The organism is Aneurinibacillus soli (assembly GCF_002355375.1).
Lineage (GTDB): Bacteria > Bacillota > Bacilli > Aneurinibacillales > Aneurinibacillaceae > Aneurinibacillus > Aneurinibacillus soli.
Genome location: NZ_AP017312.1, coordinates 914,096 through 928,613, shown reverse-complemented (window position 1 = coordinate 928,613; position 14,518 = coordinate 914,096). Strand labels below are relative to the sequence as shown.

The window sequence follows — 14,518 nt, the reverse complement described above, 5'->3', positions numbered from 1 at the left end:
TCCTGTTCTTATACTTTGAATTGGTCCACTCTCGACCGCAGTTCAACCGCCATCGCACTTGTCTCTTCCGCACTTGCCGCAATCGTCTGCATCGAGGCAGATACCTGCTCCGTCGTAGCGGATACTTGCTGTGCATGATCAGCCGTATTCTCGACAATTGTTGCCAGGGAGTGAATCAACTGAATAATTTTATCAGAACCAGCCACTTCTTCGTCAGTTACTTCGACGATGCTGCGCACTTCTTTCTCTGTGGCCGATACAGCTTGCAAAATGTCAGATAACGCTTCCCCTGCCTGTGCCACAATTACCGTGCCTTCTTCTACTTCTGTCCGGCTCTGCTGGGTCGCCGTAACCGCACGAAGCGTACTTTCTGAAATTTTTTGTACAAGCTCAGCTACCTGGACAGCTCCCGCATTCGACTGCTCCGCAAGCTTGCGCACTTCATCCGCTACAACAGCAAATCCTTTGCCTGCTTCTCCGGCACGCGCAGCTTCAATCGCCGCATTCAGCGCCAGCAGGTTGGTCTGAGCTGCAAGCTGCGTAATCGTATCGGTAATCAGTTCGATTTCCTTGGAGTACTCATTCAGTGTAGCAATTAACGTCTCGGTTTCTGCTGTTCTCGTCTGAATACTTTCCATGCGCCGGACCGTATCCGCTACAATGTTTTTGCCATTTTCGGCTGTGCGCAGTGTCTCATCAGAATTCTCAGCCGCACTGTTCGCCTTATCCTTCGCAATCTGAATGAGCGAGGAGAGCTCAAGCAGCACCTTCGAAGCATCCACAACCGCCTGACTTCCGGCCTCTGCCGCACTCGCCACCTCATGAATGCTGGCCGTTACTTCCTGGACACCTGCACTTACCTGCTCGCTTGAAGCCGCCATTTCTTGCGAACTAGCTGACAGTTCTTCTACGCCACGATGTACACCGCCAACAATGGAATGAAGATTTTTCTTCATCTGATTAAAGGAGTGAGATAGCTGGCCGATCTCATCGTTACTTTTTACTTCTATGTCAGCTACAGTTAAATCATTCTCAGCAATCCGACGGGCCTGCTCTGCCAGCTTCTGCAATGGTTTGGAGATGACTGTACCCGATGCCATAGCAATTCCTACCGCAGCCAGAACAGACAGCACACTTAAGATAATAAGAATAAGATGAGTAGATTGGTACGATTCCTCGTTCTGATTCATGAGCTGTTCGGCCACTTTTTCATTTAGCTTCATTAAGCTCATAAGATCATCACTTGCCTTGCCGAACGGTACGCCTCCCTTCTGCAATCCAGCTCGTGCTTCCTCATACTTGCCCGCCTGAACAAGCTTTATATTATTGTGCACAATCGTTTCGAACTCTTTCCAGGAAGTAGAGAAGCGGGTAAACAAACTTCTTTCTTCTTCCGTTAGGTCACTACTACTATATTCTTTCATAATGGTAGCGATCTGCACAAGGTTTGCTTCTGCCTTTTCTGTTAATTGTGGTTTTTGAGAGACTACTGAAGATAACATACTTACCCGTGTGTTCTCCGCGTATTTACCAATTTGTCCAAGCTGCGATATCGGAATCACCCGCTTATGATACATATCATCGCCATTTCCATTAATTTTCAGCAATGAAAAATTGGAGTATCCCGCCATAGCCAGCATAAATACGACAATACACAAATTCGCAATGACCAGCTTTTTTCTGATATTCAAGCCATCTTCCCTCCTGTTCTTCTAGCTATTATCTCCTAAAGCAACGAGCGAGCAATCTATTACAGAAGATGACTTTCGGCATGAATCTGTATATTTCACTAGCATAACCTCGTTACCTTTTTCATTATATTTTATATAATCGGTCACCGTCTTCATAATATAGAGACCTCGTCCTGATTCTTTATATAATTCTTCATGAGTAGAGTAATAAGCATATGATAGCTTTTGCAATCGTTCGTTTCCCTTGAATCCTTCTCCATCATCCCGTACCCGAACCACTAGTCGCTTTCCTGTACTATGTAGCCGAATGGTCACGGACCGCGGCTCTCCTCTGTTGCCGTACCGCATCGCATTATTAATCGCCTCATTGACAGCGATCTCAAGCAGCACACTATCATCGGGTACCGTCTCCCGGATGAACGTACTGATCTGTTCCCGTATGAAAGGAAGCTCCTGTTTCTTTATACAGACAAGCTGCAGCTCCCGCATAACTGATCCCTCCTCTTTCTCTCCTCACCCCATCTATCGTATCTGTAAGCAAATGGCTGATGCATCATCTGTGCATTCATTGCTATATGCCATTCGTTCAAGCATTTCCACCGTATGACCAAACGAACCTTTTCCCTCCCCGGCAAATGAAAGCGGAAGCATATCAAACAAGCCATCTGTGAGAAAGAAAAAGCGGTCTCCCGAAGCAAATGGTAGCACATGCTGTTCATATTGCACGCCATCCATAATACCAAGGAACATGCCAGATGCTTTAATAAGCCCTTCCACCTGGTCCGTATACGCCAGAAAATAAGTGATCCCCGCTGATGCATATGTAAGTGTCTGAGCTGTAAAGTCAATCTCAAAACAAATCGCAGCAGCAAACGCATCATCGGTAAACAAACACATCGCCTCATGATTAATGTAAGCAAGTCTCTCCGCTAGCGAATGACTACTCTCAAAGGCCTGGCGAAAAAGAATGCGTAGCGCCGATGTCTGAAGAGCAGTTGCTACCCCATGCCCCATCACATCGATCAAAAAACCAAATAGCTTATTTTTATCTCGGGTCCACTTGTACCCATATAGGTCTCCGCTTACATAGCGATACGGCCGATAAATGCTTTTTAATGTAATCCTAGCATCTTGAAGCGGCTTTGGAAGAAGCTCCCGCTGAATCTTCGCTGTCTGTAGCAGTTCGTTACGCAGTTGCTCCCGTTCCGTAATATCGGCAAATACTGCCATGTAATACAGCACGCTTCCCGTCCGATCTTTAATCGTTGTAATCCGAAGAAATTCCAGATAGGCATCGCCATTCTTGTGTCGATTCCATACTTCGCCTTGCCAGCTTCCTTTTTCCTGTAGCGAACGCCACATGTGATAATAAAAAGCGGACGGCTGTTTTCCCGAACGCAAAACACGCGGAGTCTTTCCCACCACCTCATGAGGCCTGTAGCCCGTTACACGTGTAAAAGCAGGATTCACGCTTATGATGACAGCGGAAGCATCTGTAATTAAAATCCCGTCACTTGAATGCTCAAAAACAATTGAAGCCAGATAAAGATGGTCCTTCGCATCTACCGCTTCCCCTACTCCACTCAAGTGCTTTCATCTCCTCTTCGATCTATCCTTTTCTTTATTTATAGCAGGTATAACGACTTTAGTACCATAGTAATTCTAACAGTTTTACGAACGATAGGAAAAAAAGAGCTGCCACGTTACTACATGGAACAGCTCTGTGATCAAACGCATTATTTCTTTGTATGACGGTCCAACTCGAAGCCCGGAAGCTGCTGCATGTCGGTGAAAACATGTTCAAGCTGGCCGGCAACGCTGCGGATCTCATCCTGGGCGTATTCTTCCTTTCGCAACGTGACGAAGTGTGCGAGTCCATACATGTTGGCGTAGAACGGCAGACGGCGGGCGTTGCCATTCAGGACAACATATGGGGCAATCCCGATGAGTCCAGCTACAACGAGTGCTTCGTACAATTCATGCGACTCAGCGTGCAGAGATAGGCATATATCCGTAATACGATCCGCTGTCTCAGCGCCAGTCGCTTCTACTACCTCCTGCGGCAGAATAAAACCGTACCGTGTATCCGGAAGCTGAATCGAGAAATCAAATGCACGGTGGCGAATGATCTGATGGTGGCACCCTTCTGAACACACAACCGCTATCCGCTTGCCAAACGCACGCGTTACCGCCGGCAGTTCATTGAAGCGGTTCATCAGAGAGGCATCACCCAGCGTCATGTCGGCATTATGCACAAATGCAAGCGCAGGTGCAGCATCTTCTACTTCTACGAATGGGCCACTATATAACGGAAGTTCTGTCTGCTTCACTGCACGACGATGATAAAAATCTGCCACGTACGAACGGTGGAACGGTGTTGCTTCCGTATGACTAATCAAAGATGGCAACACTTCCGTTGTATGAATCCGAACCTTCTCTGCCGTCTCTACGAATTCCTGGCTATATCCTTCATGTGCAAGAAGCTCAGCAATCGCGTCTGAAATTGCCCGTGCATTGCCCGTAATCGCAACGTTTGATTTCGTTGCGAGCGGCAGAGCATTGCGCGCATTCTCATACGCCAATTTCTCTGCCGCACCATCTTTCATCTCTGGATTTTTCGCTTTAATCAATGCAAAGAAGAGCGGAACGAGCTCTTCATAGCATTCGAAGCATCTCTGACCAAATGCTATATAACGTTCTTTTATTTCCGGATGCTCGTCCAACTCAACCGGAACCACAAAGTCTTCCGGCTTCTGATATCGCAGACTAAACTCGGTAAATGACAGCCACTTCGCTGCCTGTACGGTCTCTAGCGCTTCTGTAAACCAGCGGGATACCCCTTCGATACAAAACTGTGCAAACGCATGCTCCTTGATGCTTGAGTGTCCATAATCGACACCCCATTTTTTCATAAACCCACCGGCATGTGCATTCGACTGTTTAAACATCGCAATCATATCCACATCGGGTAAATGCAGCATATCTTCCTTGATCAACTCGAATAGATTGTCTCGAAAACTGCGTGGGCTACGACTTACTTTGGCAAAAACAGTGCCGACTACTTCCGTCGGCACATTCTTAATTGCATATACATTATCCTCTATACTCGTTACATAATTTTCTAATTTCATGATCGATACACCTCATTCAAAAAAAGCGCTATAAAATAGCATCGCATTTCACAATCATGACTGTCAATTCTTTAGCTAAATCAATTTCATAATAACGGGACGGTACACTGCCATCTGGAAGTCGGATTACACGCACGACCGGGCGTGCCGGTACATTGCGATTGTAATCTACTACAACTCCTGTTTCTCCTGTATTAAGTTGCACGGTCAATCCAATCGGATAAATCGCAACCGTACGGCGGAAAGCTTCTACCATTTCCGGTTCAAAATGCGTGCCCGAACCCGTATATAAAATCTCCATCGCGTCATGTGGCAGCATAGCAGATCGGTACACACGATTCGTTGTCAGCGCGTCGAACACATCACACACAGCCATAACACGGGCGTAGCGATGAATTTCGTCCCCTTTCAGCCCACGCGGATAGCCTGTTCCATCCAGCCGCTCATGGTGCTGAAAGGCACAATGTGCGGCAAGCAGAGACACTCCTTCCTGATTGCGCAGAAATTCAAAGCCATACTCAGCATGCTTTTTCATTTCGATAAATTCATCATCTGTAAGGCGTCCCGGCTTATACAGGACTTCCCCCGGAACGTGTAGCTTGCCAATATCATGAAGAAGCGCTCCCATCCCAAGTTCAACGATATCCTTGTCCGCATAACCAAGATGCAGCGCAAGTGCTGCCGCATAAATCGCTACATTCAAAGAATGCGCATAAATATAATGATCCTGTGCACAAATATTTGTCAGTAAGTTCATTGCCTGTCGATTGTGCTTCAAATCAGATAAAATATTTTCAAATATATTGCGAAAGTCCGTAATGGCCCCTGGTGAAAGACGAGCTTTCCACTTCTGATCCGACCCCACAATTTCATTAAAATTGTGGTAAATCGCACGGGCTGCTTCCCGTCTGACTTTCTCGGATACTACTTCCCCCGCTTCTATATCTTTCGTAGCGTCGTCATATATGTATAAAGTATTGATCCCCTTCTCCTGAAGTCGGCGGATCATCGTGCTTGTAAGCGAAACTTCTGTATTCAGCAACACTGCCCCTGTGTCTGTAAAAATGGGCTTAGCCAACTTCATTCCAGGCTCACAACGAGTTATGGAGAGCAGTCTCATAATCTTTTGCCCCTTGTCTCTAGTCTTATACGCTCATTATACATAAAAAAGCCTTCCAAATGGAAAGCTTTTCATACATTTTACATCATTTTCAGTAACGCATCTCTACCGGCCATTCCAGCCGTAATGCCTAGTTCCCGAGCTGCAATCGTCACTGATTCTAGAGGTGCTTCCAGGAGCTGCTCAATCGTTCGCACGCCAACCGCACGTCCTGCAAGAATCCCTCTGTCAGCTAGCTTCGCATTCAATAGCCCGACATCAAGCGCTCCGCACATAATATAGCCTTTATCTGTTGTAATTGCAAGCAACGTTGTTTTCGGAAGCTGTACCGTAACAGCTGTTACTTGATGCCCCTCAATGAGTAGCGGTTTCATCTCCATCATCATAGCAGTCCCCCTTCTTTCTCATTCTCTCCACAGTATGTGGCCCATACAGTAATGGTGTCTCGTTTAGTGAAACCGTTGTGCACCTGCATCCTGGCGTGGTTGTAATGGAATTCCTTCATCCGCTAGCTTTAAGCGCAGCATCTCCAACAAATATAACCCAAGCATCTGGTACACTTCCGTCTCCTGCATGTCGTTAACCCAGCTCATCATTTCTTCTTTCGTACGTTCATGCAAAAGCCCCATTACAAGCGTTGTTACGTCCTCTTCTTCCCCAATCAGTTTATCACGATACATGTTATAAATGTCATTCACTAATTTCATATAAGTATCCCCCTCCTATTTTTTATTTTCTCTCTATGTATGTACGATAAATCCCTATATGGTTAGTCCCTCCCAGATCATGCGGACCGCAAGAATCAACAGGACAAATCGCAAAATCAACTCAATTCGATTGCTAGGTATTTTGCTGGCCAGTGTACTGCCCAGCTTACCCCCAATCCAGGCACCAGGTGCTATCGCAAGAACAGCACTCCACACAATATGTCCAAATGCCACATGCGTCACACTACCGACAATCGAAGACAGCAGGATGACAAGCATAGAAGTCGCAGTCGCGATATGTGGCGGAAAGCGAAACAACACCAGCATGAACGGAACAAGCATCGCACCGCCGCCGATTCCAAACACACTTGACAGCGTTCCCACGACAAATGCGATCGCAATCGCCAGTGGCCTAGAGTACCCATACGTATAGGTTTGCCCTGAGACATCAACATACGTCTTCGTTGTTTTCCAGTTCAAGCTGCGCGGAGACAGGCGCTTGCGATAGGTAAGAATAACAAGCATAAGTAGCATAAAAAATCCGTAGTACACCGTAAATGATTTCGAATCAAAACGTGTAGACAGCCATGCCCCCAGGATAGAACCTGGCGCGCTCCCGATAAAAAACAACAACGCACTCGAAACGTCTAGCAGCTTCTTTTTTGAATAGCTGAGCGTGGAAGACAGTGCTGTGATGATAATAAGCATAAGCGATGTGCCGACAGCAAGCTGTGGCGTAATAGGTGGTACGCCCGGTATGAGGGATGGAAGATAGAATAAGGCCGGAACAAGAATAATCCCACCACCCAGGCCCAGCATACTCCCGAATGCCCCCGCAAAAATCCCGACGAGCGTCAGAATAACGAAACTAAAAGCAGACATAGGTTTCCTCGCTTTCTGTTGGCCTTTCTCTATAGTATACGATTATCATAACACACAAAAAACTCCCGAACGATTGATTCGGGAGTTTTCCTGCACATATGAGATTGATTAGCCCTTCTCACGCACTTCGTCCAGGTTCACACCTGACACTTCGATTTCGATATGACCTTGCTCGAGTAAAATCTTAAAACGCTGGTGGCCGCCGACTAGATTGCTAGTACGTTCATTCCAGACAAGCAGTTCGACATATCCGAACTCCGCAATGGAACGCTTTAGCTTTTCTTATTCTGGATCGTCGGGCTGCAGGTCAGCACGCGGATTTTACGGTGCTGGATTGATGTTGCTGACTGATATTTTTCGTATTTCCATATTAGTCACCCACCTCCAGACAAAATAAAAGAGCCTTTTTACGTCATGCTTAGGACGGCAAAACCCTCGCTCTACTTTATTAAAGGACATTGTATCCTTGACGTCCTTTTCAGTCATCGTCTTGCTACTTGAAGGAACTTGAAATTTATAGGTTGAGAGTTCAGATGTTATCCAAGATTCATTCGTTTCTTTAGAACTTTCTCGATTATCGACAAGTGCTTCAGAGCTTTCTACAAATGTCTGTGAGCTCTTATTAGATGTACAGACCATTACGAATGTTAGCATAAAAATACCGACTAAAAAATCAACCCTTAATTTAACCATTTAAGTAAACATCCCCCTTTTTAGTAACCTTATATAAATTACATATACTGGTTTAAATACCGGCTTAACATTACAAGCCAACCAACGAAACCGCATCAGATGAAGTGACTGTTACGCTGGCTCGGTCGTAACGTTATACAAAAGAAAAAGACCTACCTCATGAATCATAGAGGTAAGCCTTTTCTGGTTGGAACTTACTTCGTAGCTGACACCCTCAACTGTTCATTCTTTTTAAGCAATTGCTCGAAAGTTTGAGAAGGGGTTGTTGTACTATTAAAAGGACTTTCACCCCTTTTCTTTTTCCTTTTGCCAGTACTTCTGTACACATGATTTCCAATTGCTGCGCGGGTCTGGCCTATTTTTACTTGTTTACTGTACACATCCTCTTATCGCCTATATATGCTATTGCCAGCATCTGCATTGCCACCAATGTTCCCACACGTTATACTGTTCCCTGCATCTACATTTCCGTTTACGTTGTCTGTGATAGTAGCGCTATGAGGAGAGGATGTCCTAAATTCCAGTCACATCGAATTCTTCTATTTAGCGTAAAAGTGGAAGGCTTCCGGTTAATTTGTTAATGCTCTTTTTATTCCCATAAAGGGCAATACCAAGATACTTCAAGTCATTTTTGGTGCATGCAGCAATTTTATCGGTATAGTCATCGTAATGTTTTGACATTTGAGCAACATTAGAAAAGTCGACAAGCAGGAGATCAGGAAACTCAGCAGAGATCTTTTCTCTCAATTCTTTAATCAAACTTTCTGAACCTTTTAGTATAGAAATGGGTGTGTTTGTAATTCCTTCATGAGAATTTCCTTCCCCGTCAACCACGTCTGGTCCAATAAGTCCATCAATTTTCTTCCCTAATGTTAAAGCTAGCACAGCCGATGTATTGGCAATCAATCCGATAGACAATTCGGAATCAATCACCATTACGCATTTTTTATTTTGTATATCCATTTGCCCATTCCCCTTTGTTCTTCAAATTGATTTTGCTTTCTGAAATAAAAAGTCCAGTTAATGTAAGAATCGTTCCGAAAGCAGCCAACCATGTCATTTCTTCGTGTAATACAATGATTGAGGTAACTACCGTAATGACGGGAACCATGTAAATATAAATGCTGGTTTTAACAGCTCCTAATACTTTAACTGCAAAATTCCAGGTAACAAAGCAAAGAGCGGAAGCTCCAAGCCCCAAAAATAAAATATTGAATAAAGAAACAGGGTTTGTGAAGCGTTCCAGTCCCAGTTTAAAGTCAAACAAGAATAGTACAGGAATCATAAATAAGATCCCGTAAAAAAATACCCTTCTTGTCGTTTGAATCGTGTTATAACCGTAATGGCTGATTTTTCTAGTCAATACAGAATAAACGGCCCAAACCAGCGCAGCTGCTACTGCTAACAAATCGCCCAATGGGTTTAGTTGAAAATTTGAAGTTCCATTAAAACTGATCAGGCAAATGCCGGCCATGGCAACAACAAATCCAATGAAGAAATTGACTCGCAACGGTTCGTCTTTCAAAAATAGATAGGTGAGAATGGCTGTGAAAAATGGGACTACGGCACTTATTACGCCTACATTAGAAGCCATTGTAAAGGTTAGGGCAATATTTTCTAAAAGGTAATACAAAGTGACACCACATAAACCAGCACATACAAATAAGAATTCAAGTTTTTTATCAGTTACCTTCAACCGATACGGATATATAATCATTAAGGCAATAAACCCTATAGTGAAACGAAAAAATAAAATCTCTATCGGGGAAAAATCATATAATAATATTTTTGTGGAAATGTAAGTTGTACCCCAAATTAAAACGGTAATAATTGCTGATAAATGACCAGCCGTTTTGTTCTTCATTTTCTTGTCCTTTCCTTTGACAACCGACTATTTATCATTGTTGATAAAAATGTTCCGGTATTGTCCGGGCGTCAGTCCGATAAACTCTATAAAGAAATTGCTAAAATGACTTTGATCCACAAAACCGGTCTGCATGGCAGCGTCTAATGGTTTTACACCCTTCTCCAATAGTTTCTTGGCTTCATTGATGCGCACTGTTTGTAAATAACGATATGGGGTAATTCCACGAATACGAGTAAAGGACCGCAACAAAGAATATTTGTTCATATTAGAAATATTAGCTAAATCATCTAATGCAACATGTTCAGCATAATGTACCTCTAGGTAGTGACAGACCTTTTCAGTCTCCTGATCGATCCCTTCATGTTTTGTTTCTGCGTGTTCTTCGGTATATTTTTGAATTAGTTGCTCCATGAGAAAATAAAAAGCTTCTTCTTTCTCGAAATCTGGCAATTCAGCCATAATCATCTGGTGAAGATTATGCAATAAATTAGCTTGTTCACTCCGATAAGAAACAGGATTCGTAAAACGAGGGAGATAATCTTTTCCAGTAATCTCTTTTGTCACTTTTCGCATGACTTCAGGCTTAATATTCAAGCAGCGATAGTCTAATAGTTTGTTGTCAATCTGTTCGCATGCATGATTATCTAGAGGATTAAAAAATACAATATCACCTGTACCTATTACATAATCTTTATTCTTGCAAGATAATTGTCTTTGGCCACTCTCTATAAAGCCAATCACATAGTATTCATGGAAATGGTTCGGAAATTTTTGCATGATACCCTGAAACCGGTAGGCTTCAATTTGTAAATCATGATCAAAGCGCACTGTTCTTTCTTCTTGTCCCATGTGAACAAACTCCTTTCGATATTTAGAAAGTAAGTCTAGCACATTCTGTTCTAAGTCTCTTGTATGATATTGACGAAATGAAAAATTGCGTGGCAGTTTCAAACATTACCACGCTTAGCTAGATTATATAATTAAATGTGTCCTCCCCGTTAACTGATGATAAACGATTTAAAGGTCTACTATAATCCGAATATCTTTTCGATAGCTTGGTCTAGTTCATCATGAGATGGCTTAGATTCGAAAGAAAAAGGGCCTCATGGTCATCTTCCCTTGTCTGAAGGTATTGATTAAGGTAGATATTAGATTTTATTTTTTAAAGCAGGCAGCAGGAGTCGAACCTGTATAACGAATGGAAGTTCGTCGTTCTACCGTTGAACTATACCCGCATTCTCTATCAATCACCCAGAAGGAATGGCCGGGATTGTAGAGTCGACTACCCTTCCGGCGTCAACCACGGTTCTCATTTTGCTTTTGCCATCAAGGCAAAATAAAAAGCCGCTCGGTATGAGCAACTCATCGACTTAGCTTATGTAATGCATATTCGTTTAGAGAAAGGACTTCTTCATCAATCATCACTGAAATTTTGCTACTTTAAACCTTCATAAAAGGATTACTTTAGTGTATAGCATCCTCTTCATACCATGGGTTTAAATGCACCAGTACTTCTTCAACATTTTGAATTTCATTTTTAGTTGAATTCTTGATCAAGCGGCTAATATCGTGCCCCTCTTTAATCGTTAAATCATTTGAAACGCCCACTCTTACATCGACAATAATATAATGACCGTGCTCTCTTGCTCGAATTCGATCGATTCGTTTTACTTGTGGGATCGAGCGAACAATGCTTTCTAACTGAATCAATTGCTCTGAAGGTACGTTTTCTTCCATTAGAATCCCAATGGATTCTTTCCCCATTTCGTAGGCCATTTTCAGAACAAAATAGAAGACGATCATTCCAGCAATCGGACCCCCATACTGAGCAAATGATATGTCATAACGCTCACCAATCAATGTCGCACCAATACCTACCACAGCAGCAATAGATGCATAAACATCAGCAATGTGATCATTTGCAGTTGCAATTAAACTTTTGCTATTTTGTGCTTTTCCGAGTCGAATACAATAAACATAGAGTCCTTGTTTCCATAGCATTATGAATTCCGTCAGCGATAAGTACCTGACTGTTGAATAAATATCCGACAACACTCTTTAATACGGTTAATATCACATTACTAATAAGACTGATCCATAATGCGATTAATGAAGACGAATTTTTCATGTCACCCTCTCCTTCTCACACAATTTTGATCCAGCACTTTGACATTGTACTGGATTAAGTTCGTGTGGGTCTAGAGAAACAGTTTTGGCTCATTCTTTAAAAGTAGGACAAAGGTAAAACCATTAGCACTTGGAAAAAAAGTTGAAAAAAAGCAATATTTCATGACTGCAAATCCAGATACATAAATTGATATATTATATATCAACCAGTTCCTACTTGGAATTCAGCTACATCGCCACTAAACCTAGATAACTCCATACTATAAAGTTAACAAGCCAGCTACTTTTTCTATAAAACACGATACCTCAGCTACTGTATTGCTCTCTTCAGCCTTATAACATTACCCCGATGAGGAAATTACCAGCTAAAAGATATATCTTGATCCTTTAAACTCAACCCCGTATCTGTCCACACCAAAATCCAAAAAGAGTGACCGTGTAGTTAAGCTGGATGATGCCACTGTGAAGTTGATGAAACGGCACAAGATCAACCAAAAGGAAGTTTACCTACGCTACAAAAACTACAAGGCAACAACCGAGAATATTATCTTTCACCAGCATGACGGGCGCTGGCTTCGAACAAACGTGGTCCGTGAATATTTTAAAGTCGTATGTAAACGGTCAGGCGTTCCGGTATTTTCCCCTCATGCACTCCGACACACCCATGCTGTCCATTTGCTGGAAGCTGGCGCAAATATAAAATATGTGTCCGAGCGACTTGGGCACGCAAGCGTGAAAGTCACAGCAGACACGTATCTACACATTACTAAAAAGATTGAAGATGATGCTCTAACTCTGTATGAGCAATACATCGAAATCTAATAAGAGGGCAAAAAGGGGGCAAATGCCCTTTTCAAGCATTCACCCCCTTGATATATAAAGGTTATCCGATACTACCTTCCATTTCGAACTGGATCAAACGGTTCATCTCTACCGCATATTCCATCGGAAGTTCTTTCGTAAACGGTTCGATGAAGCCCATGATAATCATCTGAGTCGCTTCCTCTTCTTTAAGACCACGGCTCATCAAATAGAAGAGTTGCTCTTCGCTTACTTTCGAAACAGTTGCTTCATGCTCAAGTGTAATATTATTATTCAAAATTTCGTTGTATGGAATCGTATCCGATGTAGACAACTTATCGAGAATAATCGTATCACATTTGATGTTAGACTTAGACCCTTCCGATTTGCGGCCAAAGCTAGAAAGTCCACGGTATGTTACTTTCCCACCATGCTTACTAATACTTTTTGATATGATAGTCGAGCTGCAATCCGGTGCTAAGTGAACCATTTTGGCTCCCGCATCCTGATGCTGACCTTTACCTGCTACGGCGATGGAGATTACGACACCTTTCGCACGTGGGCCAGTCATGACAACAGCTGGATATTTCATCGTCAGCTTGCTGCCGATGTTACCATCAATCCACTCCATGGTCGCATCTTCTTCTGCAACCGCACGCTTCGTAACGAGGTTGTAAACGTTCGATGACCAGTTCTGGATCGTTGTATAACGGCAACGGGCACCTTTCTTCACGATGATCTCAACAACCGCACTGTGGAGAGAATCGGTACCGTAGATTGGTGCTGTACAGCCTTCTACATAGTGTACGAAGCTGTCTTCGTCTGCAATAATCAACGTACGCTCGAACTGCCCCATGTTCTCGGAGTTAATGCGGAAGTATGCTTGCAGCGGTGTTTCGCATTTGATGCCCGGCGGTACATAAATAAAGCTTCCACCTGACCAAACGGCGCTGTTCAATGCAGCAAACTTGTTATCGGTTGGTGGAATTACTTTACTGAAGTATTGCTTAACGATCTCTGGATGCTCACGAACAGCCGAATCCATATCGCAGAAAATAACCCCCATTTTTTCGAGGTCTTCCTGCATATTGTGGTACACAACTTCAGATTCGTACTGGGCAGATACACCTGCAAGGTATTTCTGCTCCGCTTCCGGAATGCCCAGACGATCGAATGTATTCTTGATTTCTTCCGGTACTTCGCTCCAGTCACGTCCCTGTTTCTCGGACGGCTTCACGTAGTACGTAATGCTGTTAAAATCAAGTTCTGTCAAATCTCCGCCCCACTGTGGCATCGCAAGGCTCTCAAAAATCTCAAGGGATTTCATGCGGAAGTCGAGCATCCACTGTTCTTCGCCTTTAATCCGAGAGATTTCTTCGACGATTTCCTTTGTCAATCCCTTTTTCGCACGGAATACGGAGATATCTTTATCATGAAACCCATATTGATACTCTGAAGATAATTCAGGTGCTTTTTTACTCATTGATCGTTCCTCCTTG

The 14,518-nt window shown here is 43.3% G+C and carries 15 protein-coding genes, 1 tRNA gene and 1 pseudogene; 1 reads left to right on the top strand and 16 read right to left on the bottom strand.

The window, feature by feature from the left end; genetic code table 11:
• Window positions 1–8 precede the first annotated feature (8 nt).
• The 15 genes from CB4_RS04805 to CB4_RS21950 form a co-directional block, all read right to left on the bottom strand.
• Window positions 9–1,691 (bottom strand): HAMP domain-containing methyl-accepting chemotaxis protein, encoded by a 1,683-nt coding sequence (locus CB4_RS04805; RefSeq protein WP_096463805.1) that lies wholly within the window; start codon window positions 1,689–1,691, stop codon window positions 9–11.
• A gap of 21 nt (window positions 1,692–1,712) precedes the next feature.
• Window positions 1,713–2,180 (bottom strand): ATP-binding protein, encoded by a 468-nt coding sequence (locus tag CB4_RS04800; protein ID WP_096463804.1) that lies wholly within the window; start codon window positions 2,178–2,180, stop codon window positions 1,713–1,715.
• Between the two features lie 33 nt (window positions 2,181–2,213).
• Window positions 2,214–3,278, bottom strand: a complete 1,065-nt coding sequence (locus tag CB4_RS04795; protein WP_096463803.1) for a PP2C family protein-serine/threonine phosphatase — start codon at window positions 3,276–3,278, stop codon at window positions 2,214–2,216.
• A gap of 149 nt (window positions 3,279–3,427) precedes the next feature.
• On the bottom strand, window positions 3,428–4,822 hold the full coding sequence (locus CB4_RS04790; protein WP_096463802.1) for an FAD-dependent thymidylate synthase: 1,395 nt from the start codon (window positions 4,820–4,822) through the stop codon (window positions 3,428–3,430).
• A 28-nt stretch (window positions 4,823–4,850) separates the two neighbouring features.
• Complete coding sequence (locus CB4_RS04785) at window positions 4,851–5,942, bottom strand: HD-GYP domain-containing protein (RefSeq protein WP_096463801.1); 1,092 nt, start codon at window positions 5,940–5,942, stop codon at window positions 4,851–4,853.
• Window positions 5,943–6,022: 80 nt separating this feature from the next.
• Window positions 6,023–6,325, bottom strand: coding sequence for a YunC family protein (locus CB4_RS04780; protein ID WP_096467628.1), 303 nt, complete (start codon window positions 6,323–6,325; stop codon window positions 6,023–6,025).
• 66 nt (window positions 6,326–6,391) lie between these two features.
• On the bottom strand, window positions 6,392–6,649 hold the full coding sequence (locus tag CB4_RS04775; RefSeq protein ID WP_096463800.1) for a DUF6154 family protein: 258 nt from the start codon (window positions 6,647–6,649) through the stop codon (window positions 6,392–6,394).
• Window positions 6,650–6,703: 54 nt separating this feature from the next.
• Window positions 6,704–7,531: a sulfite exporter TauE/SafE family protein gene (locus CB4_RS04770; RefSeq protein WP_096463799.1), complete on the bottom strand. Its 828-nt coding sequence runs from the start codon at window positions 7,529–7,531 to the stop codon at window positions 6,704–6,706.
• A gap of 321 nt (window positions 7,532–7,852) precedes the next feature.
• Window positions 7,853–8,224 carry a hypothetical protein gene (locus CB4_RS21415; protein ID WP_231956147.1) on the bottom strand — a complete coding sequence of 124 codons (372 nt, stop codon included), beginning with the start codon at window positions 8,222–8,224 and terminating at the stop codon, window positions 7,853–7,855.
• Between the two features lie 543 nt (window positions 8,225–8,767).
• Window positions 8,768–9,187 (bottom strand): DUF2000 domain-containing protein, encoded by a 420-nt coding sequence (locus CB4_RS04760; protein ID WP_096463798.1) that lies wholly within the window; start codon window positions 9,185–9,187, stop codon window positions 8,768–8,770.
• The gene (locus tag CB4_RS04755; RefSeq protein WP_096463797.1) at window positions 9,171–10,088 is read right to left on the bottom strand and encodes a DMT family transporter; all 918 of its coding nucleotides are present in this window, start codon (window positions 10,086–10,088) and stop codon (window positions 9,171–9,173) included. The genes CB4_RS04760 and CB4_RS04755 overlap by 17 nt, the downstream gene beginning before the upstream one ends.
• Before the next feature lie 27 nt (window positions 10,089–10,115).
• Window positions 10,116–10,940: an AraC family transcriptional regulator gene (locus tag CB4_RS04750; RefSeq protein ID WP_096463796.1), complete on the bottom strand. Its 825-nt coding sequence runs from the start codon at window positions 10,938–10,940 to the stop codon at window positions 10,116–10,118.
• A 317-nt stretch (window positions 10,941–11,257) separates the two neighbouring features.
• Window positions 11,258–11,326: transfer RNA gene (locus tag CB4_RS04745), tRNA-OTHER, on the bottom strand.
• 229 nt (window positions 11,327–11,555) lie between these two features.
• Window positions 11,556–12,092, bottom strand: a complete 537-nt coding sequence (locus tag CB4_RS04740) for a cation diffusion facilitator family transporter (protein ID WP_309146615.1) — start codon at window positions 12,090–12,092, stop codon at window positions 11,556–11,558.
• A complete protein-coding gene (locus CB4_RS21950) occupies window positions 12,034–12,219 on the bottom strand; it encodes a cation efflux transmembrane domain-containing protein (RefSeq protein WP_309146614.1) in 186 nt (61 codons plus the stop codon). Before CB4_RS21950 ends, CB4_RS04740 begins: the two co-directional genes overlap by 59 nt.
• Before the next feature lie 368 nt (window positions 12,220–12,587).
• On the opposite strand from CB4_RS21950, the pseudogene CB4_RS04735 reads away from it, so the two are divergent.
• Window positions 12,588–13,040 (top strand): annotated as a pseudogene (locus CB4_RS04735) (site-specific integrase); the annotation flags it as partial.
• Window positions 13,041–13,101: 61 nt separating this feature from the next.
• Here the strand turns inward: CB4_RS04735 and sufB are convergent.
• Window positions 13,102–14,502, bottom strand: coding sequence for a Fe-S cluster assembly protein SufB (gene sufB, locus CB4_RS04730; RefSeq protein ID WP_096463794.1), 1,401 nt, complete (start codon window positions 14,500–14,502; stop codon window positions 13,102–13,104).
• Window positions 14,503–14,518: the final 16 nt, after the last annotated feature.